This window comes from Microbulbifer sp. ABF4_148 (assembly GCF_056158985.1).
Map to the genome: position 1 here is coordinate 3,448,340 of NZ_JBSWUI010000001.1, position 26,090 is coordinate 3,474,429.

The window sequence follows — 26,090 nt, forward strand, 5'->3', positions numbered from 1 at the left end:
CGGATGGGGACAGTCACCTAAACCCTCTCGCGAGTGACAAGAAAAGATAAGGGGCTCAAAGAGCCCCTTTTGGCAAGACCTATGACAGGAATGTTTTCAGCAATCTAATCGCAGTCCGCCTTGGGAAACCGAGCCTGGATTACCCGGCCTCCCGGTGGGTGACTGCGCATCTCACTTAGATCCCTTCGCTGTCACCGTTGTTGAGCTCGTCACCGAACGGATCTTCTTCGTCGAGGGATGGCGTGACATCCGGCCCAGCGAGCTCATGGCCACCTCCAGAGCTGTTTTCACCGAACCTCATTTCCGCAGACTGCGTTACGGGTAGTTCGATATCCATCTCGTCGGGTTCCAGAAGATCATCGAGTTCCGGCGTCTCGACTTCGACAGCGTCTTGTGCTTGCTCAAGATGCGTCTCTGCCGTCTCACGCATTTCACCCAGGTCAACGGTCTCACAATCGATTTCGATTTCACTGACCATTGCGCCGGACTCCAGCCCCGCATCGTCACAGAGATCCTCAAGGGTCGTCTCTATCACACCAGGACCGCCGACATTGCCAGCAGGATTTGTCGGCCAATTGGCCTCAAGCTCTTGCTGGCTGACCAGATTGCCATCTTCATCGTAGTGGTCGTTGCCAGCCTTCATCACATATTCAACGGGCGCACTGCCATACGTTTCTTCGATGCAGTCGAATAGTGTCTCCGGATACTTGCAGTCAGTAATCTCCGTATCACCGAATTCGACTTTTACAACATCCCCGTTTTCAAGGCGGAAGGCTGTATACGAGATCGCATTCGGTAGATCGCAGTCGGCATCGGCATCCGCATCCGCATCCGCATCGGCATCCGCATCCGCGTCGGCATCCGCATCCGCATCGGCATCGGCGTCTCCATCCGCATCGGCGTCGGCATCCGCATCGGCATCCGCATCGGCATCGGCATCGGCATCGGCATCGGCATCGGCATCGGCATCGGCATCAGCGTCGCAATCCGCATCGGCATCGGCATCGGCATCGGCGTCCGCATCCGCATCCGCATCCGCATCCGCATCCGCATCCGCATCCGCATCAGCATCCGCATCAGCATCGGCGTCGGCGTCGGCGTCGGCATCCGCATCCGCATCTGCGTCGGCATCGGAATCGGCATCAGCATCGGCGTCGGCGTCGGCATCCGCATCAGCATCGGCATCGGCGTCTGCATCCGCATCGGCGTCTGCATCGGCGTCGGCGTCGGCGTCGGCATCAGCGTCCGCATCGGCGTCGGCGTCGGCGTCGGCGTCGGCATCAGCGTCCGCATCAGCATCTGCATCTGCATCAGCATCTGCATCAGCGTCTGCATCGGCATCGGCATCCGCATCCGCATCAGCGTCTGCATCAGCGTCTGCATCGGCATCCGCATCGGCGTCTGCATCTGCGTCGGCGTCGGCGTCGGCATCGGCATCGGCATCAGCGTCCGCATCGGCGTCGGCGTCGGCGTCGGCGTCGGCATCAGCGTCCGCATCGGCGTCGGCATCGGCGTCCGCATCTGCGTCGGCATCCGCATCCGCATCGGCGTCGGCATCGGCGTCCGCATCTGCGTCGGCATCCGCATCCGCATCCGCATCCGCATCAGCGTCAGCATCGGCGTCCGCGTCGGCGTCGGCGTCGGCGTCGGCATCGGCGTCGGCATCGGCGTCGGCGTCCGCGTCAGCATCTGCATCTGCATCCGCGTCAGCATCGGCATCGGCATCGGCATCGGCGTCGGCGTCGGCGTCGGCGTCGGCGTCCGCATCAGCGTCGGCATCGGCATCGGCATCGGCGTCTGCATCTGCATCGGCGTCGGCGTCGGCGTCGGCATCGGCATCGGCATCAGCGTCCGCATCGGCATCCGCATCGGCATCCGCGTCGGCATCTGCGTCGGCGTCGGCATCCGCATCTGCATCGGCGTCTGCATCGGCGTCTGCATCCGCGTCCGAATCGGAATCAGCGTCCGCGTCCGCGTCTGCGTCAGTGTCCGCGTCGGCGTCCGCATCCGAATCCGCATCCGCATCGTTATCGGGTGGTAATCCAAATGTGGGATCGAACGGCACGAACGGTCTTTCCCCCTCCTCAGGATCTAACGCGACGCCACCAACAGCAATCGCTGGCAGAATCAAACCGGCAGAACTTGAGGAAGTAGCGGCAAGCGGCACGGCAGCGCCAGCCGCGCCGGCGCCCTTAGGGACAAAGGCTGCCAGAGAGGCCGCAGCGTCTGAGTTCGGGTCGAAATAGGTATAGGGAACCGGCTGAAACTCACCAGAAGCGAGGCTTTCGATGGAGGTCAGAGGTGAAAATATGAAATCGTCGGAAGTGTACTGTCCCCACCAAAGCTGCCCCGCAGTGTCCTCCAGCACTATCTCACTCGTGAGAGCACCTTCGCCCCGCATAAAGAAATCGTAAATGGTGAAGGACTCGCCAGAGTTCAGCGTGACAACCAGGTTATTACCTGCCTGACTATAAGAGGCTACCGCTTCCGGGCCGGCGGAGAGCTTGACGATATCCGGCGACGTTAATCTTATATCGCCGAACGGTAGCTCCCTGACAGATCCGCTTGCCCTGTCGATAACCGTAATACTCATAGCACTACCCAACTGCTAAAACTACTGGGATCCCGAGACACAAATTTGCCTCCAGGCTGCCTGCGGGTCGGAGTTTCAGAGGTACTCGAAGCGAAAACCCTTTGACGCGGAATTCCTTTTCCGAAGAGCCAGCTGATCACTTTTTAACCACGCTAGTATTTTTTATGGCTGAATCTAGAGACAAATACAAGCTAGCCTGACGCCTCCTTCCCTTGCCGACCTCAATCTGACGCTCAGGTTTTTGTTTTGGAAAATCAGACTCATGGCACCCGATAGAAAACGTGCTCTTCCCGCAAAACGCTTTAAGTAGGTTGTGATCACATGGCGATGGAAAACCCTGACTGCAAACCATCGACCTGCAGAAGACTTCAGGCAAAGGCACGATCAGCGGCGAATGCCGGTTGAGTGGGACGATAGCGGTGACTTAGTATGCATAGACCTGACGGTATAAGCTTCCCAGGCCTACCTTTAAACGCCCGATTGCGGTGGCCAGCAAGAATTCGGAGGAAGCCATCGAACGCGCGGACTCAAGCCTGAATGGAGGGAAACAGGACGAGTAGCAAACAACTAGAACGCCATCTGCTACCCGCTCTGATAGAGCACCCTTACCAGGCCCGAATGATCGCCTGCTCAAAGTCGCTCAGAAAACTGCCTTAGGCCTTTGTCACCTCACTGGTTTGCAACAGCTCGAGATCATCGTCATCAAGATCTGGTCGCGACAGTCCTTCGGCGACTCGATACAGATGGATAACGAGCCCACATAAAATCGCCATCGCCAGATAGAGCACCGGGCCACTGGCGAGTTCCAACACAACGCCTCCCACTACCGGTGCCAAGGACCAGCCTACGGCATAAAACGCCGATGCCCCAAAATAGGCGCCACGCAGGTTTCTCGGCGCCATCTGGTCAACTTGAACACTCAAGTTTGGAAACAGAATGGCTTCTGCAAAGCTCACGACAAATGCTGCCGCCAACCATCCTGCAATCCAGTTGACAGGATTGAGGGCAAACCACAGCTGGCCAATCGCCAGGATGACCAGACCGATATAGATCCGATGGGCCACCGAAAAGTTACCCAGTGCAATCGACAATGGGAATTGCAAAACCACAATCGTCAACGCGTTCACCAGAATCATCGCCGAGACCAACTTGACGACCTCGGGAAGCCCTGCCTGATACAGGTACTGCACAAGACTGGAATCGAAGTGCGCGTAGACGAAAAACATCACCACATTTGCCACTACGATCATCAAAAAACCATGGTCCCGGGAAAGGATCTTCAACGTTTTGCCCATGGATGCTGACCACGCCCTGTAGCGCGCTGCAGTTCTGCCACTGTTCGTGAACGAAAACGCCCAAATAAATCCGGCAAACAGTAACAGGTAGCTCAATGCCGTCAGGGAAAAGGTCTTTTGCTGCGCGCTGATACCAAGCCAGACCCCCAGGATTGGGCCAATCGCTGCACCGACGTTAACCAGGAAATAGCGCAACTGCAGTGCAAACTCCCTCGCACGTTGGTTGGGCACCAGATCCCCAATCAACGCGCCCGCCGGAGTTTCCCAGATCGCGCGGCCAAGAGAACATAACAACATTGCGAGCGCAAAAACCCACAGAGCATCAGCGAACGCCAATATCAAAAACGCGACGCCGTTCAATGCGGTGCCAGACAGCATCAGGGCCCGGCGCCCCCAGCGATCCGATAATGCGCCTGCAAAAAATCCGACCAGGGCAGCCGTCACCGCTGCCGAACTCAAAATAAGTCCCACCATAGAAGGCGCCAGCGCAAACTTCTGGTGCAGGATGATTGCCAGGAATGGCCAAACCATAAAATAGGTTCCGCGCCCAATCAGGCTTCCGAGCATCAATACCCAAATCAACGGCGGGAAGCTGTGAAGATACTGCCACCATTGCCTTTCCATAGTGTTTACTCCTTCATTCGATACCGAATCGGCAATAATTTCGGCAAAAAAAAACCCGGAAGGATCACCTTCCGGGTTTTCTTCTGGAAGGTGAAACACCTTCCAGCTCTGGGCATGTGGGGTGTTCTAGCGCGGCGGCAACAGTTTTACGGACCAGAGACGCAGGGCACGAATAGAGGCCACCTGCGTCAGCAGTTTCACCGCATGACCAGCTGTCAGACAGGCACAGGCCAGCGGCTGAGTATTCAGCTGTGGCATGGCGTAGTACTTGTTCATCGACAGTTGTTTCATTGGCTGTGAACTGTATTGGTTCTTCGGTCGCGACCCTTTGAGAGGTGTCCACTCTCCAGGACGTCGCGTTCTGTTTTCCGCGGGCATCACCCGACAGTCAGATGATAGTAAACGGCTGCGTCAAATTTGAAAACACCGACATGAAAGTTTTTTGTCCATTCAATGAAATTCAGGTCGGTGTCTATACTTTCCGCGCTGCAGGAAGCAGACAGTCAGAGTATCGTGAAGGAAAACGACAAAGAGATGAATGCGGAACCCTCCAACTTCGAGCGAGCCAATTCTGAGAGCCACCCATTAAGCGACATCGTGGACAGTCCATGCGGGCCGTTGATTGGCCGCCGGGAAGAAAACGGAACCGTCCGATCCTTTCTCGGCGTACCATACGCTCTCCCGCCCGTGGGCGAGCGTCGCTGGCATCCACCACAACCTGTCCCACCATGGAAACAACCGTACCACGCTATTCAGTTCGGACAGCCTTCGCCGCAGAATCCATCGGTTTTACTGGAGGTCCGCGGACCGAATGGAGAAGAACCGGATAATGAGGACTGTCTCTACTTAAATGTCTATGCGCCGACGCATATAGAGAAGCCACTACCGGTCATGCTGTGGCTCCATGGTGGATCCTTCTATATGGGATCCTCTTGCCAATGTATTTACGACGGTCGCCATCTCGCTGCCAGTGGCAGGGCGATTGTTGTCTCCTGCAACTATCGCCTGGGCAGTATGGGTTTTTTGCGGCTGAAGGATATCAGTGGATGCCCCGCAACCGGCAATGAGGGCTTACTGGATCAGATTGCCGCACTCCGCTGGGTGCATCAAAATATTGCAGCGTTTGGCGGAAACCCGGATAACATCACCCTGTTCGGTGAATCTGCCGGTGCAATGAGTATTGCAGCCCTCCTCGCTGCCCCCGCCTGCAAAGGGCTCTTCCACAAGGCGGTTGTCCAGAGTGGCAGCCCATGCGTTTTACATACACAGGATCGTGCCAATCTGGTGGCAGAGGCGTTTGTCGAACATTTGGAGGGAATCGCCGCAAAGGGCCCCAATCAAGCAACCACAAGGGAACTACTGCAGGCGCAAAAGGCTCTTCTCTCGGATCCCAGGCTCGAGACACAGTGGGGACAATTGCCCTTTAAACCCGTCATCGATACAGAACTGTTACCCTACGCACCAATGGATGCCCTCCGCGAGGGTAGGAACGCCGACGTCGCATTGATGCTCGGCAGCAATGTAGAGGAGTGGAATCTCTTCAGTATCCCGTACCCTGAAGTTTACTCACTCGATCGGGAACAGATTCGCAGCCGACTGGAATGGCTGGTTCCGGAGAATTTGCTGGACCCACTGCTGGATCACTACGCCGAGCGTGCGAGCCGCCATGAGGAAAGCCTGTGGCCTGAATGGAGCCGGGTCTGGAATCTGATGCTGACGGATATGATCTTTACCCTGCCCGGGTTGAGAATGCTCGAAGCGCACAAAGGTCCGGCTTTCCACTATCAGTTTGCCCAACCCCTCGCCGCTCAGCCGTTACTCGGTGCTTGCCATGCTGTTGAACTGGGATATGTATTTGGTACCCACGGCAAGGAAGACCTTCAGCACTTGTATGGTGGGGAATCTGACCCCCATACGCTCAGCGAAGAAATGCGAAACGCGTGGTTGAATTTTGCCGAACATGGCTCTCCCGGAGAGGATTGGAAGTCCTTTTCAGAGGGACACAGCCGTCGGTTTGGCAAACATCCTCAGGAACATGTGTACAATCTCAAACCCCGGGATCTGCATCGTATATGGAGACACATCCCCAATGAAATAATCGGGCGCTACCTTTAGACTGATGCTGAGCTGCTTTCGTTAAAGTCGCCCTTCCGTTAACCGGACCGCTCACTTTCGGGATAGCGCTGGATCGGCTATTTACCCGGAACTTGTCCTCAAAGCCAATATCCACATGACCCGCATATTGTTAATTCGCCACGGTGAGGCGGCCAAAAAACCTGGACTGGAAGATCCGGGATTGACCGAACTCGGCAGGAAGCAGGCCAGGATCCTGGCAGACCAGTGGGCAGGCCACGTTCGCGTCCGGTTAATCAGCAGCCCCAAGCTCCGCGCACGTCAGACCGCGGAGCCACTCTCCCGCGTGTGGCAAGCCGCCGTCAAACTGGAGACAGCGGTCAACGAAATTCCATCCCCCCTGGAGCTGCCCCCAGAAGAACGGGGGCGGTGGATAAAGACGCTCGAACCTCTGGCGTGGTCCACGTTGGAACCTCATCAACAGGTTTGGCGCCAGAACATTTGGGACTATCTTTGTGGCATTCAGGAGGATACGGCGATCTTCTGCCACTTTATGGTCATCAATTCTGTAGTTGCCGGCATCAAAGGCGCGGATCGAATCTACCAATTTCGGCCTGACTACACCTCCGTGACGGAGTTGCAGTCAGGACCGAATGGCTTGACTCTGCGTGCTCTCGGTAAAGAAAAAGACAGCCATCTTCTATAGAAGCACCCACCAAGGGACACCCGGAATCGATAGCCCCTGCTGATGGCGAGTGGGCTCCTTATAGACTTTTACTGACCACTTCATACAAATCTTTCGAAAGTCCACCACTCGTATGAATCGATTCCAGCGCCGCACGCATGGGCTGCGCATTTTCTGCGGCATATTTTTTCCAGCGGGTCAGTGGCGTCACCAGACGCGCAGCAATCTGAGGGTTGATACTATCCAGGGCGATCACCTGCTCGGCGAGAAAACGAAAACCACTGCCATCCGCCTGGTGAAACTGTTTGAAGTTTCTATTGGCGAACGCGCCGATCACCGCCCTGACCTTATTTGGGTTTGTCATCTCAAATGCGGGATGCCTGAGTAATTTCTGGACGCGATCCAGGGTGCCCCATTCCCCACAGGCACTCTGCAGCGAGAACCACAATTCAACCACCTGGGTATCGGTTTGCCAGCGATGATAGAAATCGTCCAACGCACGGTTTACCTGCCCAGCGGGCGCATAACTCACAATGGCAGCGAGTGCCGCCGAGCTATCGGTCATATTACCGGCATCATCATATTGTTGTGTCGCACACGTGATTCCCACCTCGTCACCGGACGCACACAAGTACGCAAGGCAAGTGTTTCTCAGACGGCGGTTGGCGATATCCGACGCTTCCGGACGGTACGGACCGGACTGCTTCAGACGACGATAACAGTCTAAAAACTCCGTGACCAACGCCTGTCCCAATGCCTCTCTGGCAAAATCCCGCGCTGCAATGATTGCTGCCGCATCAATCTCAACGCTCTCTTCTGCCATCAATTGCGCGCTGGGTAGTGTCAGCATTTCTGCAACCAATGCGGGATCGAGTGTGCTGTCGGTCAACAGTTTCCGATAAGCCTCGACCAGCGCTGGGGGCAATGACATCTGCTGACCATTGCGGAAAGCCTCCTGCAAAGCATTCAGAGCCTCGAACGCCAGGCGCTGACTGGCATCCCAGCGATTAAAAGAATCAGTATCGTGTCGCATTAAAAACAGCAGCTGATCCGGCATATACGGATACTCGAGCCGTACCGGCGCAGAAAAGCCGCGCAGAAGGGAGGGAACAGGACGCGCTGCCAGCCCAGAAAATACGAAGGTTTGTTCAGGCTGAGTCAGTTCCAGGACAACCTCGACGTCCCCCTGATCATTAAGCGCTACCGCTTCGCCTTCGGGATTGAACAGAGCCGTCTGCAGAGGGATATGGTAAGCCTCTTTAGCCGTTTGACCTGGCGATGGCGGGCAGGACTGGATCAGCGTAAGCCGGTATTCCCCGGTCTCACTGTCGAATTCATCGCGCACCTGAACCCGGGGCGTGCCGGCCTGGCTATACCATCGTCTGAACTGGGAAAGGTCAGCACCGTTGGCGTCCTCCATCGCCCGAACAAAATCCTCGCAAGTCACTGCCTGGCCATCGTGCCGGTCGAAATACAAATCCGAGCCTTTTCTGAACTGGTCAGGACCCAGCAGGGTATGGATCATGCGAACGACTTCGGCCCCCTTCTCATAGATCGTCAACGTATAAAAGTTAGAGATCTCTATATAGGAGTCAGGTCGTACGGGATGGGCCATTGGCCCCGCGTCCTCGGCAAATTGGACACTGCGCAGTACATTGACATCTTCAATGCGCTTTACCGCCCGGGAATTCATATCTGCTGAAAATTCGGCATCCCGAAAAACGGTAAAACCCTCCTTGAGACTGAGCTGAAACCAGTCGCGGCAGGTAACGCGATTCCCCGACCAGTTATGGAAATATTCGTGGGCAACAATCGACTCAATACGCTGAAAGGCGGCATCGGTAGCGGTCTCAGGACTGGCCAGCACGCAGGCAGAGTTGAAAATGTTCAGGCCCTTATTCTCCATCGCCCCCATGTTGAAGTGATCAACAGCGACGACCATAAAGATGTCGAGGTCATATTCTCGGCCGTAGACTTCCTCGTCCCACCGCATGGCATGTTTCAGGGAACGCATGGCATGGTCGCATTTACCAATATTCCGCGCCTCCGTGAATATGACTAGTTTGACCTCCCGGCCGCTGGCGGTGATAAAGCGATCGGATACCGACTCAAGATCTCCGGCAACGAGAGCAAAGAGGTAGGCGGGCTTTGCGAAGGGATCTTCCCACTGCGTAAATTGCCGTCCGTCTTCGAGTTCCCCCCGATCAATTTCGTTGCCGTTTGACAGGAGAACCGGATACTCCTTCGGGGCAATAATCTTCGTCGTAAAACGGGACATGACATCGGGACGATCCGGGTAGAAGGTGATCTTTCGGAAGCCCTCTGCTTCGCACTGGGTACAGTACATCCCATTCGACAGGTACAGCCCTTCCAGCGACGTATTTGCCTCGGGATGAATCCGGTTACGAATCACCAACTCAAATTCCGGCTGTTCGACAGGAATCTGCAACCCCTCCGGGAGCCACTGGTAATCCGTATCGCCCATCTGTTGGCCATCGACCGATAGGGACAGCAATTCAAGCTCGACACCGTCTAGTTGCAACGGAGGCAGTCCGGCGCCTGCAGCCGGGTTCCGGCGAATATGCAATGTTGACGTCACCTCAGTGCCCGAGGGCCGGAGTTCAATGACGAGATCAGTCGTATCAACCAGGTAGTCTGGAGCCCGGTAATCTTTCAGGTAGATGGTCCTGGGTTGTGCGTCTTTCATGGAGATCAAGGTATCCTTTTATCAAAGAGGCGCTAAAAGAGTTTCTACATGGGCCTGGTGCCCTGGACCTCTTCCGCGTACAGTTATTTTGACGTCTTGCCACAACCGACAACCGGCCGTTCAAGATGCAGCAATTGCCTCAGAATTCGTTACGCTCACTATAAGGGATTACGGCAGACAGCCATATACCCTTTACAGGCCGGCCAGAGTCCGTTGAAGTGACAACGCTTAATCATTGAAAGACCGGACGCCTTGCCGCCTGTTAGTCGGTACCCCTTCACTAGCGTAAACTAGCGGCATGAGTGAGCCCACATCTTCCAAGCGACGTAAAAGGCACCTGTTTTTACTGGGTGTCATGGTGTGCACTCTCGCTATTCTGTTCACCGCATGGCGGTATCGAGAGCCTTTGATTCAAGCGACCCTCGACTCCGCTCTAGGAGATGCAGCGGTCACTGCGTTTGAGGGGCTGCAAATGAACAGCGACGGTCTGTCCATTGCCACTCTGCGAATCCGCACCGCCAATAATGATGTTATCGACGTCAGCGGACTAAATATTGACCACCCGTTTCAGTTCATGCTGCCTTGGCGCCGCCATCGAACTTCTGTCGTCATCGATACAATCAAGCTGGAACGCGGACAGGCCCCCACCGCCGGCTATGAAACGCCAGTCCCCGATCCGGAAATTGGATTGCGAAACACCCTCACCGAATTCGCTCGATTTCTACCGGGGCGGATCGAAGTCGTGCAATTGTTCGTGTCCGAACGACCTAACGAACCCTTTCACTTCGTGTTCAATACCGACGTCGAGAGCCGCAAGGCTTACCTGGCGTTAGCGGACCACAACGCCACTCTTGACGTCACGTTATCCGGTGATCGGGAGTCTCTCCACGCTGAGGCGAAATTGACGACTCCGGCAGGGTCGGAAATCGGCCAACTGTCGGTCAACCTCGACGCCACCGACAATAGTTACTGGCAAGCCCGAGCGCATGGCGATCTAGACCTGCAAGGATTGTCGGCGTTTGCCCAACCACTGCTACCCGAACTGTTCGCATACGCCGTGCCCAGCAGCGGATCGGTGGCGCTGGACATCCAGGGTAAGATGCCCGACGCGCTCAGGGACCTGCAATCCGCCCAGGATTTTACGCTCAGGATTGAAACCCAAGACGCACAATTGGACTTACCGGTACCCCCCTCGGATACCTGGTCCATCCGTTTGGCCACCACATCGCCCATTGCGATCAGTATCGATACCTTGAGCCCCCTCACCATCACGAGCGTTGAAGGAGCCGGCACCGCACATATAAAGGACAACGCGGGGATAGAGGCTGCCGAGCTACAACTCCATAGCGCAGCCTCACCTGCAGGTAGTGAAGTCTCTATCGAGGGCACCATTTTCCGCGCAGGTCTGGCAACGTTACTCCGCTACACACAGGGTCCGGCTTCCTCTGCGGCCCCCGGTATCCCACAACGAGCGGCCACAAACAACCAAGATGTTGATGGCCAGATCGCATTCTTGGCAAAAACCCAGATACTCGGGAGTCCCCTATCGCCAGGGGAGCCCCCGCTCCCTGCGTCGATTCAATTGACCTTCCTGGAAAATGGGCATGTACAGATCCCCTTTTCGATCCTGCAGGATCGCCTGGACACCTTGCCCCCGTTAGATGACCTCGCAGGCGGACGACTGACCGCGCAACTGCCCAAGCCAGTGACCGTGAACCTGCAGTTGGGGCAGGACACAGTCGATCTTACTGCGGAGGCCATTCAGCTCCGGGCAACAACAAAGGACAATACGCTTTTTGCGCAGGTATCTACCTCAGCCCTGAAATGCCGTAATGGTTCGCAGGGAGGCTGCGAAGGTGCACTCGCTCTGGCTATCCCCTCGCTGGCTCACAGTGCACATGCAATACAGGTCAAACAGATGCAGGCCCAAAGCCGATTTGTTCTGAACATTAGACCGCGAACCGGTCAACCGGCGCAGTTGGCGTCTCTGGAATTTTCTGAACTGTCGGCAGAGGCGGAGCAGGTCGAGCTGTCTGACGTCAAACTCACCGCACCCCTGATCGAAGCGCCGGAGTTCCGCTGTCAATTCAATCATCCCGGCTTTGAATGCCAGGGACGTGCCTCCATAGCCACCGAAGAGGCCGCCAACGAGATGGCCGCAATTGGTGGCGCGGTCATGATTGACGCGCTGTCGGTGGGTGGCACCCAGGATAATTTGCGCGCGGCATTCGACTATCAAGGCACCCAGATACCGGTCAACATCATGAACCAGTATCTATCCACCATGGATATACAGGGAAGCGTGGCGCTTGCCGGAGACAAACTCCGCGGTGAAGGAAAGCTATCGGCGGCCCCTATGACTGCGAGCCTCCAATGGGAACATAACCTGTCAGGCGCTAACGGGCATGCCAGTGTCCTTCTGCCGCCCACCACTTTTTCTGGTCAACAACCGCTCAGCGGCGCGCTTTCTGGCATACCAGTGGACGTCGTCGCCGGCGACGTCAGTGGCACCGCGAATATTTACTGGCCTGCTGCGCCCGGGCAAAAGGCCGGCAATGCTCGAATTACCTTGAATGGAGTGACAGCGGCTTATGAGGACATTTTCATGATTGGGCTTTCGGGCGCCATGGATGTCAGGGAAACCCGTGACGGCTGGGAGACGACCTCACCCGCCGACATCCAACTGCAATCCCTCGACATCGGTTTCCCGATTACTGATACGTCATTTTCCCTCGACGTTGAAGCAACAGGCGACATCGTGATTCGAGACTTAAACGCGACGCTACTGGAAGGCTCCGCCCGGGCAGATATGCTGCGCTGGAATATGGACGGAAAAGCGCGACAGAGTTCTGTATCCCTGGAGGGGGTATCACTGGAGGCGCTCGGCAAACAGATGGAGACGGAAAACTTCGCAGCCAGTGGTATTCTCGACATCACCTTGCCCCTGACTACCAATAAAGACGGCGCGACGGTTGTCGATGGCACAGTCAAAGCCAGGCCGCCGGGTGGAAGATTACGCTACTATGGCGCTTTTTCCCCACAGATGCTGGCCACCAATCCCCAGCTTCAGCTCATCGCCGGAGCGCTGGAAGACTATAACTATCGAGAGCTCAGCGGCACGCTCAACTACCCGCCCAGTGGCGACCTGACGCTGCAACTTCGACTCGTCGGGCGCAGTGATTCAGTGGCAGCGGATCGAGACCTCATCATCAACCTCAACCTGGAAAATAATATCCCGGCGATGTTGAACTCCCTGCAAGCGGGACGGGACCTGTCCGATGCTGTCGAAAAACAGCTACAGTGACAGCAATCGGGACCTCGAATTCAGCTTGCGTTAAGCTTACGTCCTGCAAACTACCAATAAGCTGTTGTATCAAGCTGGAGGAACACACAATGAAGAGCGGCCGGCTTCTGCCAGTTCTTTTATTAGGTGCCTGGATGGTCAGCGCCTGTACGCCCACTGTCGCCGTACAGGCGCCCAGTGAGCCAATCACCGTAAACCTTAACGTCAAGATTGAACATGAAATCCGCGTCAAGGTCGACAAAGAGCTGGACAACCTGTTCGACGATGAAGAAGGAATTTTTTGAGGAGTCCACCAATGAAATTATTCAAGCGACTGTTCGTGATCCTGGCCTTGGCGCTATCACTACCGGCGATGGCAATCACCCTGAATGATGCCCGCAAGCAGGGATTGGTCGGTGAGGCAAACAGCGGATACATCGCGACTGTCTCCGAATCATCACCAGAGCTGAAAAAACTCGTCGCCAGTGTCAACGCCAAGCGCAAACGGGAATACACAGAGATTGCCAAGCGCAACAATATCAGTGTCGCTCAGGTTGCCGCGAGAGCGGCTGAGAAACTGGAAGCCCGTTTGCCCCGGGGGGCTTACTATCAGGACAATCGTGGGCGCTGGGTGCAGAAATAGAGACTGCGGTTTCCGCTCCGCCAATAAAAAAGCCCACCCTGATGAAAAGGGGTGGGCTTTTTACGCTCTACCAGAGGACGTCTAGAGATTTCCGAACAGGGACATGCCGTCGAGGCCCTGTTTTTCCATCACTTCCCGCAGACGCTTCAACGCGTCCACCTGGATTTGACGCACCCGCTCACGAGTCAGGCCGATCTCTCGCCCGACTTCTTCCAGAGTGCTGGCCTCATAGCCTCTCAAGCCAAAGCGGCGCGAAACGACTTCGCACTGTTTGTCAGGCAATTCGCCCAGCCAACGGTTAATGCTGTCAAAGAGATCAGAGTCCTGCAGTAGTTCCGCCGGATCCGACTCTTGCTGATCTGGAATCGTGTCAACCAGGGTTTTCTCGGAAGATGGGCCGATCGGCGTATCGACGGACGTCACACGCTCATTCAGTCCCAGCATACGCTCAACATCTTCGACCGGTTTTTCCAGCAGAGTTGCGATTTCCTCTGCTGAGGGTTCGTGGTCAAGTTTTTGAGCGAGTTCGCGCGAAGCACGCAGGTACACATTCAGTTCTTTGACTACATGAATGGGCAGGCGAATCGTTCGGGTCTGGTTCATAATTGCCCGTTCGATGGTCTGTCGAATCCACCAGGTAGCGTAGGTACTGAAACGGAAACCACGTTCTGGATCAAACTTCTCGACTGCGCGAATCAAACCGAGGTTTCCTTCCTCAATAAGATCCAGCAGTGCGAGTCCGCGGCTAACATAACGACGGGCGATCTTGACCACCAGTCGCAGGTTGCTTTCGATCATGCGCTTGCGCGATGCGGCATCGCCTCGCAGAGCTTTGCGGGCGTAATACACCTCTTCCTCTGCCGTCAGCAGTGGAGAAAAGCCTATTTCGTTTAGATAAAGCTGTGTTGCATCGAGGTTTTTCATTTGCACATCGGATGATGAGCGCGTGGTCCTCGATTTAGCGGGGGAGGGTTCGGAGCTTTTCCTCGCCACCTTGCTCCGGGTGTGGCGTTTCTTGCTAATGTCGCTGATTTGGTCGTTGTCGGCTTTTTGCCGAATTTCCTTATTATCCAACTCTGGAGGAAGATCTGCCTCGCCAGCCATCGGCTGGTGCTGCCGTTGTGCATCCATTTCCCCTACTCCTTGTACTTTGCCAATACCAGTCGCACACAGACAACAGCCTGGTGGTAAAGCCGAAGGCGCTACCTGGTGTGCAACAACTATCTGGTTCCGTTCAAGCTTTGGTCTTCAATGACGCCAGCCATTTTGGGCCAGATAGTTACCTCAAGTGGTACACATAAAAGTCCGTTTTTATCTGCGGCAGTTGCGGGCACAACTCAGATCATGGAAGAAAGGCCAGAGGGTCAACCGGTTTGCCATTGCGACGAATTTCAAAGTGGAGCATATTGCGGTCGGTACCACTCGAACCCATTTCCGCGATCCTTTGCCCCGCTTTTACTTCGCTACCCTCGTTGACAAGAAGCTTGTCGTTGTGGGCGTAAGCACTGAGGAATTCCTCGCTGTGCTTCACAATCAACAGTTTTCCGTAACCTCGCAACGCATTCCCTGCGTAGATGACAGTGCCGTTAGCAGCCGCAAGTACAGAGTCCCCCTTTTGCCCCGCGATATCAACACCCTTCCGGAGCGGGTCGCTGGCCTTGAATCGAGAAATCACCTTTCCACGGTTAGGCCAGCGCCATGCGATTGACCCATGGGTCCGGACTGGCGCACTTTTCTTTTTCGCGGGTGGTGTTAATGATTTTTTAGGCTTTGCCTCCGCTACGGTAGTGACCTTTACCTTCGGAGAGACCGTCTTCGGCACCGGTTTAGCGCGCACCGCAGGCGCCTGTACCACCGCCGGGCCCGCCAGCTTGAGCCTCTGTCCGGGGAAAATCTGGTAGGGAGGAGAAACCCCGTTAATGGCCGCTAACTGTCTGAAATCCTTACCATAACGCCAGGCGATGGAATAGAGCGTCTCCCCTTTGCTCACCACGTGATGACCTATTCGAATACTTGGCGGCTGCTCCAGACTGCTCGACGGAGCCGGAAGGGAAGAACAGGATGAAACGAAAATAGCCCCGAGAAGAACGGTAAATATTTTTAACACTTTGCCGTGAACTCGACGTAGACCGCCCAAAATGACGATACAGTCACGAGTCCTTTGCGGTTCAATATTGCGACGTTTCATTATTCTCTTTTTACATCAAGGAAGCCCATTTATGGAAAAAGCGTATAAAAAATTGTTCCAAAAATGTGCCAAAAGCCCGTGGTAACCCCTGCGAACCGACCCAAAAGGGGTCAAATATACAAATTGAAGAGTTACGCGCCCATTATTTGTGCGACCTCGCCCCACCACCAACTGTGAACTCGAGCACAAGCACCAATAGCACTGCGGATAGCGCCGCAAGTGAGGCCGGAACAAACAGGGACGCTTCCCCCGTCTCGGCGGCAAAACGCCAGGGCGAAATATTGGACAGCGTAGGAGTCAATTTATCTCCCATGGCCACTTCCGCCGCCGGCAGTTTCCAGGGCCAAACGACCTTCAGGCTGCCAATCAGGATCCCCGCCAATGTCGCTAGCGTTTTGGCGCGATGGTGGTGCATCAACCAGGACAACAGCCGACTGAACAGCAATAAACCGGTTGCCGCACCCGCGGCAAAACAGCTGAGATAGACCACATTGAGGTCACGAACAGCACTGAGCACCTGGCTGTAGATTCCAATCATCAGCAGAATGAAAGAGCCTGAAATGCCAGGCAGAATCATTGCGCAAATCGCGAGTGCGCCGGACAAAAACAAAGTGACCGGTGTCGCCTCTATCTGGGCCGGGCGTATTTCGCTGATGCCAATTGCCAAAAGGACACCGCCCACGAGGCACGCGATTTCCAATCCGCGCCATGGAGTTATCTGTCGAATGATTGGCACTACAGAAGCGAAGATCAGACCAAAGAAAAAGGCCCAGACCATAATCGGGTATTGCTCCAGCAAATAGCCGATCAGGTTGGCGAAACTGAATATGCTGATCAAAATGCCGCAGAAGAGTGACAATAGAAAATTGCCATTGATGTATTCCCAGGTGGCCGCAACCCCCTCTTTGCGCAACATGGTTACACAGTGGGGACCAATACGGCTGATCGAGTCAAGTAGCTCTTCATAAATTCCGGTGATAAAAGCAATGGTGCCTCCGGATACACCGGGCACCACGTCAGCGGCGCCCATCGCCATGCCTCTCAAGGCGATACCACCGTAGTGACGCGAGGCGCTGGATAGCCGAGCCATCATCGCACTACGCCTCCCAGCAAAGGCACAAACCGAACGGGTTCGAGCTTTTCGGTCTCAAAGCGCTGGCTGTCTTCACAGCGACGGACCACCACCAATTCCTGCGTATCACCGCCTACCGGAAGAACAAGCACGCCTTCCGGAGCCAGTTGCTGCTTCAGTTCTTCAGGTATCGTTACCGGCGCCGCGGCAGCCAGAATCCCATTGAACGGGGCTTTTTCAGGCCAGCCGAACCCTTCCTCTCCACTCAACTTGCATTCCACATTGAAATGGCCGAGCTCACGCAAACGCTTGCGTGCCTGGTCCAGCAAGGGAGCAATACGCTCCACGGAATACAGTCGTCCCACCAATTTAGCCAACACGGCCGTCTGGTAGCCCGAACCTGTGCCCACCTCGAGAACGCGCTCGAGAGAGCTCGCCCGATTGAGCAATAGCTCAGTCATGCGCGCAACAATATAGGGTTGAGAGATGGTTTGGCCGTAGCCAATCGGCAGGGCTGTATCTTCGTAGGCACGGAAAGAGAGCGCTTCATCCAGAAACAGATGACGGGGAGTGGTTGCGATAATATCCAGAACACGATCGTCCTCGATCCCCTCCTCCTTGAGCCGCTGTATCAGTCGATTGCGGGTGCGCTGGGACGTCATGCCCAACCCCTCACGTCGCAAGTGATCCATAATGCCCCTTTCCCCTGCAAAAGAGTTCCCCAAAGTTGGCCGGATCACGGGATCACGGCCGTCCGGCTGTATCGCCGGTTCTGATATTTGTCTCTATTTTATGGCCGGGCTACTCACATTGACCAGCTTTACCACTTCCCTCAGCACCGACGTCGCAAACGCCCCGGCAGGCAACGCAAAGGACAAGTGCAGGTCATTTTCAGACCAATCGAATTCGAGTCCTTCCGGATTGAGCACGAGTGGCCGGCGCTCCTGACTGAGACCGCAATGTTCGAGCCAATCACAGAGCGGTTGCCATGGGGATAACACCGCGCTTTCCAGCTCGCCGAGCGTATCAGAGGCTGGATTGCGTCCGCGCCCCCACAAGGGACCGGTAGGCTCCGCCTGCGGTTCGCCCGCGACAGGTTCCCGCCAGGTTCCCTGACTGACACGGGCGGCCAGCACCTGATTGAATAACCAACTGCGCGCGGCAGACATGGCAAAAGAGCGCTCATTCTTTCGACAGCGAACCCCCTCTTCGGCAATCCCCATTGCCAGCGTCAGATTGCCGCCTTCCCTGCCGAAACGTTGCTCGCCAAAGTAATTGGGAACCCCATTATGCAACTGGGCCAATACCTGATCGGCAGCCGCTTTGTCACCCGAAATATTGCGCAACCGAATCTGGAAGCGATTGCCGATATGTTCCCCTCGTCTCAGCTTTCGCGGACCTGGACGGGACTCCAGAATCTCCACCCCTTCGCACTGGAACGTCGTCCAGTCAGGACTCGGCTTTTGCGCCAGCCAAACACTGAACCACTGGGTGGTGACCGCATGTCGGTCCTTCAACCCATAAAAGCCAACGTCCGAAGTCCGTACGCCAGCATAACTGGCGAGCTGTGCCGCCACCCAGCCGGTATTGGCACCGCGCTTGCGCACCAGAAGGTACACATGCTCTCCGGAATCCGCACTGGGAGGCATGGCCATTTCATCGACCACAAAATCCTCAGGCTCGGACCGAAAGTCACCCGTTACCGGCGCGCCGCCATAGGCCGGTAGCCAATTCAGATCCCAGCGTTCAGTCATTTCGACGGACCAACAGTACCGCCGCCTGCGCGGCAATACCCTCTCCACGCCCGGTAAAACCCAGACGTTCTGTCGTGGTCGCCTTGACGCTAATATCTTGAATGGAAACCCCGCAATCTTCAGCGATATTCTCTCGCATCAGGTCAATATGTGGAGCCATCTTCGGCGCCTGGGCAATCAGTGTGCAGTCAGCATTTCCCATGCCATACCCATGCTCCCTTGCCAGCTCCACCACATGGCGGAGCAACGCGCGGCTATCCGCCCCCGCATAGCGCGGATCCGTGTCGGGGAAGTGATGACCAATGTCACCAAGCGCCAACGCCCCGAGAATCGCATCGGCAAGCGCATGCAGGAGTACGTCCCCGTCAGAATGGGCCTTCAGGCCGTGTTGGTAGTCAATACGCACACCACCCAACGTGACGTGATCACCTGGACCAAAGGCATGGACATCAAATCCCTGACCTATACGAATATTCATAAATTACTTCTCAGGCTGATTCGCTTCCGGGAACCCGCTGTCGTTCCGCCTCAGCGTCGGAATACTGCAACCGCAAGATGGCTTCCGCCAATGGAATGTCAGACGGATGTGTCACTTTGATATTACCGCGCTGTCCCGCGATCAGGCGCGGGGTAAAACCGGCGAATTCCAACGCGCTGGACTCATCCGTAACCGGAGCACCCGCAGATATCGCCGCCCTTAACGCATCGCGAAGGATACCCAGCGGAGCCCGTTGCGGGGTCTGCGCCATCCACACCTGTTGCCGGTCCAGAGTTTGCTGAACCTCAGGATTCTCACCGACCCCGGCGCGCTTGAGCGTGTCGCTTGCAGGCTGCGCCAACAGTGCGACAGGCCCCGCATCCTCTGATAACAGCGCTTCAATATCTTTCAGGGAAACACAGGGACGCGCGGCATCGTGCACCAGCACCGTAGTGTGATCAGACAACCTGCCGGACAGGAAATCCAGCGCCGCCAAAACAGAGTCTGCACGCTCCGCCCCGCCGGTTACGGTAGATACTTTTGCGTGAGTACTCTCGGGCAAATGCCCAAAATAGGGATCGTCGACCGCGGTGGCCACAACGACACCTTCCAATCCGGGCCAGGAGAGCACGTTCTGTAAAGTGTGAGAGATCAGAGGACGCCCCAGCAGGGGAAGATATTGCTTTGGACGATCGGCACCCATGCGACTGCCAATGCCCGCCGCAGGCAAGATGACCCAGAAACCCGCCACTACTCGTCCCCGCTATTTCGCTGACCCTTCTGGTCAGGGTCGACAAAAATAAACAGGGTTTCCCCTTCACGAATCAAGCCGAGGTCATAGCGCGCTTTGGCTTCAACACCGTCGGTCCCCTCTTTGATGCTGCGTACCTCGCGCAGAAGGTGCCGGTTTTCGCGTTCCAGTACCGCGTTACGATCTTGCTGCTCCGCCAGCTCACGCTTCAGGCGGGTCACTTCGGCAAAACTGCCTTCGCCCACCCACAATCGATACTGCAGGACCAGAATCGTTATCGCGAGAATCGCAGACAGCCATTTCATAGTGCCGACCCGATGCTGGGAGGGCGCACCCTGATGCAATCAGGATGCCCCACCCATCGCTATTACTTGAATTCCGCGCGGCCGCGATAAGGAGCAGAGCCATTCAGCTCGGCTTCGATACGCAGCAGGCGGTTGTATTTGGCAACCCGGTCAGAGCGACACAGGGAACCGGTTTTGATCTGGCCTGCCGCAGTCGCAACCGCCAGATCTGCGATCGTGGTGTCTTCAGTCTCACCGGAACGGTGCGAAATCACCGCAGTGTAACCTGCATCCTTGGCCATCTTGATCGCGTCCAGGGTCTCACTGAGAGAACCGATCTGGTTAAACTTGATCAGAATGGAATTACCGACACCTTTTTCGATACCTTCCTTGAGGATCTTGGTGTTGGTCACGAACAAATCATCTCCGACCAGCTGTACCTTGTCACCGATTTTGTCAGTCAGGATCTTCCAGCCATCCCAATCACTTTCGTCCATGCCATCTTCGATGGAGATAATTGGGTAGGTTTCAGACAGGTTGGCGAGGTAATCGGCAAAGCCTTCGCTGTCAAATTTCTTGCCTTCGCCAGCCAGGTCGTACTTGCCATCTTTATAGAATTCAGAAGACGCGCAATCGAGGGCCAGGGTAATTTCGTCGCCCAGTTTATAACCGGCTTTTTCTACGGCTTCAGCGATCACGGTCAGAGCACCTTCGTTGGAAGGCAAGTTGGGCGCAAAGCCACCTTCATCACCAACAGCAGTGTTGAGACCGTTACTGGACAACACTTTCTTCAGGGAATGGAAGATTTCCGCACCCTGACGCAGGGCTTCCGCAAAGCTGGTCGCACCAACCGGCTGAACCATGAACTCCTGAATATCGACATTGTTGTCAGCGTGCTCACCGCCATTCAGGATGTTCATCATCGGCACGGGCATGGAGTATTGGCCCGGAGTACCATTCACTTCCGCGATGTGCTGGTACAGCGGCACTTTCTTGGAGATCGCTGCAGCTTTGGCAGCAGCCAGTGATACGGCCAGAATCGCGTTAGCACCAAACTTGGCTTTGTTCTCGGTACCATCGGCTTCAATCATGGCCTGATCCAGCGCGCGCTGATCAGTCGCGTCCATACCTACCAGCAGGTCGGCGATGGTGGAGTTGATATTCTCAACCGCCTTGAGCACACCCTTACCCAGGTAACGGCTCTTGTCGCCGTCACGCAGTTCCAGGGCTTCGCGGGAACCGGTGGAAGCACCAGACGGGGCACAGGCACTGCCGACAGCACCACACTCGAGGATTACATCCGCTTCAACAGTTGGGTTGCCGCGGGAATCCAATACTTCATAGGCTTTGACAGCGACGATCTTGCTCATTAACAGGCTCCATGTTGGTCAGTGGTAAGAGAAAGCAAGGGATCCAACCTCCCCTGCAAACATTGGATCCGCGGCCCAAATGCCAGCGTCATCCAACAACGTCAGTGCACTCTGCTTTTCGCAATTATTTTCCACTGACAGGTTTTCGGTAATTCCCTACAGGAAATTACTTGGTATCCAGTGGCTCAAACCCTTTTACGAGGTCATCCACCGCTTTCATCTGGGCCAGGAACGGCTCCAGTTTTTCCAGTGGCAAAGCGCTTGGCCCATCGCACAGGGCCTTGTCCGGATTCGGATGCGCTTCAAGGAACAGGCCGGCAATGCCGATGGCGAGACCCGCGCGGCCCAATTCGGTGACTTGCGAACGACGCCCACCGGACGCAGCGCCGGAAGGATCACGCATCTGCAGAGAATGCGTCACATCGAAAATTAGCGGCGCACCACCGGAAGCATCGATCATGGTGCGGAAGCCGAGCATATCAACTACCAGGTTGTCATACCCAAAGCAGGCTCCACGCTCACACAAAATGATTTTCTCGTTGCCACCTTCAGCAAACTTCTCCACCACATTCTTGACTTGTGGCGGGCTCATAAACTGAGGCTTTTTCACATTGATCACGGCTCCGGTGGCTGCCATCGCAGCGACCAAATCCGTCTGGCGCGCCAGGAACGCGGGCAGCTGGATAACGTCGACAACTTCGGCGACGGGCGCGGCCTGATCCGGTTCATGTACGTCGGTGATCAGCGGTACATTAAAGGTGCGCTTGATCTCTTCAAAGATCTTCAGCCCCTCTTCCATACCCGGCCCGCGATACGAGCGAATGGAGGAACGGTTGGCTTTGTCAAAGGAGGCCTTGAACACATAAGGAATACCAAGCTTCTCGGTAACCTTGACGTAGTGCTCCGCAACTTGCATTGCCAGGTCGCGGGACTCCAGCACGTTCATTCCGCCAAACAGGGTAAACGGGCGGTCGTTGGCAACCTGAAGCTGGCCGACTTCGATGACTTTCATTCTTGTTCCTTAATCCGTCAGGATTTTCCTGAGGTTCTACCGCTCTGATCGGCTGAGGACCAGTATTTTAGGACTGCTCTGTGTCCACAGAGCAGCGCAAATGGCCGGCACTCGGGGCAGTCCGGCCAAGTTTTCGGGTGAATCAGCCCTGCTTCTCGTGATGGGCCACTGCTGCCGCAATGAAGCTTTCGAACAGCGGGTGTCCGTCACGCGGAGTGGAGGTGAATTCCGGGTGGAACTGACAGGCCACAAACCAGTCGTGTTCCGGTAATTCAACCATTTCCACCAGCGTATCGTCTGCCGACCAGCCACCAATTTTCAGCCCGGCCTTTTGCAGGCGATCAACGTAGTTGTTGTTGACTTCATAACGGTGGCGATGGCGCTCGACAATGACATCGGCACCGTATATTTCACGCGCCTTGCTGTCTTTCGCGAGGCGGCATTCCTGCCCGCCGAGGCGCATGGTACCGCCCAGGTCAGAGCTTTCATCACGGGTCTCGACCTTGCCTTCTGAATCAATCCACTCGGTAATCAGGCCAATAACAGGATCCGGCGTATTGACATCGAACTCACTACTGTTGGCCTGCTTAAGGCCAAGTACGTTGCGGGCATACTCGATAACAACGGACTGCAAGCCCAGGCAAATACCCAGGAACGGGATATTGTTCTCTCGTGCATAGCGCACAGACTCCAGCTTGCCCTCGAGACCGCGCTCGCCAAATCCACCGGGCACCAGAATCGCATCCGCGCCTTTGATCAGGTCGAGCCCATTTTCACCCTCTACGTCCTCGGCATTGATAAAGTCGATCTCGACCTTGGTGCGGTGCTTGATACCCGCATGCACGAGGGACTCAATCAGGGACTTGTAGGCGTCCAGCAGCTCCATGTATTTGCCGACCATGGCAATCTTCACGGTTTGCTCTGGATTCAGCTTGCCATCGACCACGGCATCCCACTCGGACAGATCCGGGGCTGCGCACTCCAGCTGCAGTTTCTCAACAACAATATTGTCGAGTCCATAAGTGTGCAGCAGGCGTGGAACGCTATAGATGGTCTTGGCATCGGGCAGCGGCACGACCGCGCGCTCTTCCACGTTGGTAAACAGGGCGATCTTGCGGCGGGAGTCGGCGTCGATCTCGCGCTCGGAACGACACAACAGGATATCTGGTTGCAGGCCAATAGAACGCAGCTCTTTCACCGAGTGCTGGGTCGGCTTGGTTTTGGTCTCGCCGGCGGTTGCCAGGTACGGCACATAGCTCAGGTGAATCAACAGTGCGCGGTTGCCACCCATTTCAACTTTCAACTGGCGTACGGACTCGAGGAACGGCTGGGACTCGATATCACCCACGGTGCCGCCGATCTCAACAATCGCCACGTCCATATCTCGCGCGCCTTCAATGACGCGGCGCTTGATTTCGTCAGTGATATGCGGGATCACCTGAACGGTGCCACCCAGGTAATCACCACGGCGCTCCTTGCGCAGCACGGTCTCGTAGACCCGGCCAGTGGTGAAATTATTGCGCTTGGACATGCGGGTGCGGATAAAGCGCTCATAGTGGCCCAGGTCAAGATCCGTCTCAGCACCATCTTCGGTGACATAAACTTCACCATGCTGGAACGGGCTCATGGTGCCCGGATCCACGTTAATGTATGGGTCCAGCTTGAGGATGGTGACCTTCAGGCCACGGGCTTCGAGAATAGCGGCCAGAGAAGCGGAGGCGATACCTTTCCCCAATGAGGAAACCACGCCGCCAGTGACAAAAATGTAGCGCGTCATGCAAAACCTTGGTCAATTTGAATGCCCGATGGGATCGGGTTGCGGGGCTGTACCAGGCAGTCGCCAACGGCGATCCCGGTGCCTTTAAGATGGGACGCCAGACTACCAGAAGTCGGTTTTATCCTCAATCAGATTTGGGCATTTGCGCGCCCGTCTCGATGCGGTCCATCTCCTCAAAGGACCATAGCAGTCGGCCCGGCACATGCGCGGCGCACAGAAAGACATCCGCCACCGCCAGCGGTTCTCCAGAAGTCGTACAAACAATCGGCAGGCGATCGCGCAGCCAGGGTTCTACCGCGTATTCCTGCAGGAGTTTCTTCAGAGTCTGCGACCGGTCACGCCCACGAGGGTGCATTCGCTCACCCGCCCGACGATAGCGAACCGTGTAGTCACCCGCCCCCCAGCCGTCGCCAGGCTGTAGGGTCGACCCATCCGGTAAATTGATCGGCGATCTCCCGTCCCACCTGAGGCTGAGCTCGCCGACCGGTGGCAGCTGTCGCGTGAGATAGACCCGCCGTCGATACCGTCGCAATACCAACCCGCCAATATCGACCGCGGGGACCGCATCTTCGCGCGCAGCTGTCACCTGATCGACGGCCTGATGCAACTGGGCCTCGGTCGGCAAGCAGGCATCGCTCTGTAATAGCCAGGTCCTTACCAGATTCCTCTTTCGGGCATTGCTCAGTCTGAGCAGCGCGTCAAGATCGATACTGCGGCCAACCCGCTCCGGTCGCCAGTGGCAACGTTGCAGATCCTCGCCCCCCACCTCTTCCAATAGCGTTTCGGATTCCCGCAAATGCTGAGCGGCCACAGCCATGCGATCAGCAACCCGCCAGCGGGTATCGAGGAGGGGAATCACCTCGTGACGAAGAAAGTTGCGATCTAGTCTACGGTCCTGATTACTTTCATCATCAAGCCAACCAAGTTGGTGATGCTCTGCGTAGGTAGCCAGGTCTGCCCTTCTCAATGCAAGCATTGGCCGCACGAGCTGCGCGTATCCGATCGAACGGGATGGGGGCATACCCGCAAGTCCCCGCACACCAGCACCGCGCAGTAATCGCATCAAAAATGTTTCTGCTTGGTCGTCCGCGTGATGGCCCAGGGCCAGAATGTCGCCCTGACGCAGATACTGCCGAAACGCCTGGTAACGGGCCCTCCGAGCCCCCTGCTCCAGCCCGCCTTGAGAGCGATCAATAGTCACCCGCTGCAGAGAGTAAGGAACACCAATCTGATTGGCAAAGGCCTGACAATGCTCAGCCCACTGATCGGCACTGGGTGACAAACCATGATGCACATGCAGCGCCCGAACCGGATAACCGAGCTGCGCCATCGCGTGAATGAGCACGGTGGAATCCAACCCCCCGGAAAAACCCACCCAGTAGGTTTCGGCCCGAGGAAAAGCAGAGAAGCATCGCTCGATCACTTCCAGCACTGGGCCAGATATATTTGGATTAACGGGTTTCACACTCATCCAGTTCTGCACTGCAAGGGTTTCAGATAC

At 56.0% G+C, this 26,090-nt stretch carries 21 protein-coding genes; 5 read left to right on the forward strand and 16 right to left on the reverse strand.

Features of this window, described 5'->3' with window-relative positions:
* Positions 1-175: 175 nt before the first annotated feature.
* The 3 genes from ACXAD0_RS15250 to ACXAD0_RS15260 all read right to left on the reverse strand — a co-directional run bounded on the left by ACXAD0_RS15250 (position 176) and on the right by ACXAD0_RS15260 (position 4,788).
* Positions 176-2,593, reverse strand: a complete 2,418-nt coding sequence (locus ACXAD0_RS15250) for a BapA/Bap/LapF family prefix-like domain-containing protein (protein ID WP_475089442.1) — start codon at positions 2,591-2,593, stop codon at positions 176-178.
* A 653-nt stretch (positions 2,594-3,246) separates the two neighbouring features.
* Entirely contained in the window at positions 3,247-4,512 is a 1,266-nt protein-coding gene (locus ACXAD0_RS15255) for an MDR family MFS transporter (RefSeq protein WP_475089444.1), read from the reverse strand.
* 126 nt (positions 4,513-4,638) lie between these two features.
* The gene (locus ACXAD0_RS15260; protein ID WP_475089446.1) at positions 4,639-4,788 is read right to left on the reverse strand and encodes a hypothetical protein; all 150 of its coding nucleotides are present in this window, start codon (positions 4,786-4,788) and stop codon (positions 4,639-4,641) included.
* A gap of 192 nt (positions 4,789-4,980) precedes the next feature.
* Here ACXAD0_RS15260 and ACXAD0_RS15265 point away from each other — a divergent pair, with 192 nt between their 5' ends.
* Together ACXAD0_RS15265 and ACXAD0_RS15270 are read left to right on the forward strand one after the other, a co-directional pair.
* Positions 4,981-6,627: a carboxylesterase/lipase family protein gene (locus ACXAD0_RS15265; protein WP_475089447.1), complete on the forward strand. Its 1,647-nt coding sequence runs from the start codon at positions 4,981-4,983 to the stop codon at positions 6,625-6,627.
* A gap of 115 nt (positions 6,628-6,742) precedes the next feature.
* Positions 6,743-7,291: a histidine phosphatase family protein gene (locus tag ACXAD0_RS15270; RefSeq protein ID WP_475089448.1), complete on the forward strand. Its 549-nt coding sequence runs from the start codon at positions 6,743-6,745 to the stop codon at positions 7,289-7,291.
* Positions 7,292-7,349: 58 nt separating this feature from the next.
* Here the strand turns inward: ACXAD0_RS15270 and pepN are convergent, their stop codons facing one another.
* Positions 7,350-9,977 (reverse strand): aminopeptidase N, encoded by a 2,628-nt coding sequence (gene pepN, locus ACXAD0_RS15275; protein ID WP_475089450.1) that lies wholly within the window; start codon positions 9,975-9,977, stop codon positions 7,350-7,352.
* Between the two features lie 355 nt (positions 9,978-10,332).
* Between pepN and ACXAD0_RS15280 the strand changes: the two genes are divergently transcribed.
* The 3 genes from ACXAD0_RS15280 (at position 10,333) to ACXAD0_RS15290 (ending at position 13,903) form a co-directional block, all read left to right on the forward strand.
* On the forward strand, positions 10,333-13,281 hold the full coding sequence (locus ACXAD0_RS15280; RefSeq protein ID WP_475090400.1) for an intermembrane phospholipid transport protein YdbH family protein: 2,949 nt from the start codon (positions 10,333-10,335) through the stop codon (positions 13,279-13,281).
* A gap of 134 nt (positions 13,282-13,415) precedes the next feature.
* Positions 13,416-13,565 carry a YnbE family lipoprotein gene (locus ACXAD0_RS15285; protein WP_475089452.1) on the forward strand — a complete coding sequence of 50 codons (150 nt, stop codon included), beginning with the start codon at positions 13,416-13,418 and terminating at the stop codon, positions 13,563-13,565.
* 11 nt (positions 13,566-13,576) lie between these two features.
* On the forward strand, positions 13,577-13,903 hold the full coding sequence (locus ACXAD0_RS15290) for a YdbL family probable chaperone protein (protein WP_475089454.1): 327 nt from the start codon (positions 13,577-13,579) through the stop codon (positions 13,901-13,903).
* Positions 13,904-13,984: 81 nt separating this feature from the next.
* On the opposite strand, the gene rpoS is transcribed toward ACXAD0_RS15290, so the two are convergent.
* The 12 genes from rpoS to tilS form a co-directional block, all read right to left on the reverse strand.
* On the reverse strand, positions 13,985-15,034 hold the full coding sequence (gene rpoS / locus ACXAD0_RS15295) for an RNA polymerase sigma factor RpoS (protein ID WP_475089456.1): 1,050 nt from the start codon (positions 15,032-15,034) through the stop codon (positions 13,985-13,987).
* Positions 15,035-15,245: 211 nt separating this feature from the next.
* Positions 15,246-16,091, reverse strand: a complete 846-nt coding sequence (locus ACXAD0_RS15300) for a peptidoglycan DD-metalloendopeptidase family protein (RefSeq protein ID WP_475089457.1) — start codon at positions 16,089-16,091, stop codon at positions 15,246-15,248.
* Between the two features lie 142 nt (positions 16,092-16,233).
* Positions 16,234-17,184, reverse strand: coding sequence for a DUF368 domain-containing protein (locus ACXAD0_RS15305; protein WP_475089459.1), 951 nt, complete (start codon positions 17,182-17,184; stop codon positions 16,234-16,236).
* Entirely contained in the window at positions 17,181-17,855 is a 675-nt protein-coding gene (locus ACXAD0_RS15310; RefSeq protein WP_475089461.1) for a protein-L-isoaspartate(D-aspartate) O-methyltransferase, read from the reverse strand. The genes ACXAD0_RS15305 and ACXAD0_RS15310 overlap by 4 nt, the downstream gene beginning before the upstream one ends.
* 93 nt (positions 17,856-17,948) lie before the next feature.
* Complete coding sequence (truD, locus tag ACXAD0_RS15315; protein WP_475089462.1) at positions 17,949-18,917, reverse strand: tRNA pseudouridine(13) synthase TruD; 969 nt, start codon at positions 18,915-18,917, stop codon at positions 17,949-17,951.
* A complete protein-coding gene (gene ispF / locus ACXAD0_RS15320) occupies positions 18,910-19,395 on the reverse strand; it encodes a 2-C-methyl-D-erythritol 2,4-cyclodiphosphate synthase (protein ID WP_475089463.1) in 486 nt (161 codons plus the stop codon). Before ispF ends, truD begins: the two co-directional genes overlap by 8 nt.
* Before the next feature lie 10 nt (positions 19,396-19,405).
* A complete protein-coding gene (ispD, locus tag ACXAD0_RS15325; RefSeq protein WP_475089465.1) occupies positions 19,406-20,146 on the reverse strand; it encodes a 2-C-methyl-D-erythritol 4-phosphate cytidylyltransferase in 741 nt (246 codons plus the stop codon).
* Complete coding sequence (locus ACXAD0_RS15330; RefSeq protein ID WP_475089466.1) at positions 20,146-20,451, reverse strand: FtsB family cell division protein; 306 nt, start codon at positions 20,449-20,451, stop codon at positions 20,146-20,148. The genes ispD and ACXAD0_RS15330 overlap by 1 nt, the downstream gene beginning before the upstream one ends.
* 62 nt (positions 20,452-20,513) lie before the next feature.
* Entirely contained in the window at positions 20,514-21,800 is a 1,287-nt protein-coding gene (eno, locus tag ACXAD0_RS15335) for a phosphopyruvate hydratase (RefSeq protein WP_475089467.1), read from the reverse strand.
* A gap of 166 nt (positions 21,801-21,966) precedes the next feature.
* Positions 21,967-22,812: a 3-deoxy-8-phosphooctulonate synthase gene (gene kdsA, locus ACXAD0_RS15340; protein ID WP_475089469.1), complete on the reverse strand. Its 846-nt coding sequence runs from the start codon at positions 22,810-22,812 to the stop codon at positions 21,967-21,969.
* Positions 22,813-22,954: 142 nt separating this feature from the next.
* Positions 22,955-24,589 carry a CTP synthase gene (locus ACXAD0_RS15345; RefSeq protein WP_475089470.1) on the reverse strand — a complete coding sequence of 545 codons (1,635 nt, stop codon included), beginning with the start codon at positions 24,587-24,589 and terminating at the stop codon, positions 22,955-22,957.
* A 124-nt stretch (positions 24,590-24,713) separates the two neighbouring features.
* On the reverse strand, positions 24,714-26,060 hold the full coding sequence (gene tilS, locus ACXAD0_RS15350) for a tRNA lysidine(34) synthetase TilS (protein WP_475089471.1): 1,347 nt from the start codon (positions 26,058-26,060) through the stop codon (positions 24,714-24,716).
* Positions 26,061-26,090 lie beyond the last annotated feature (30 nt).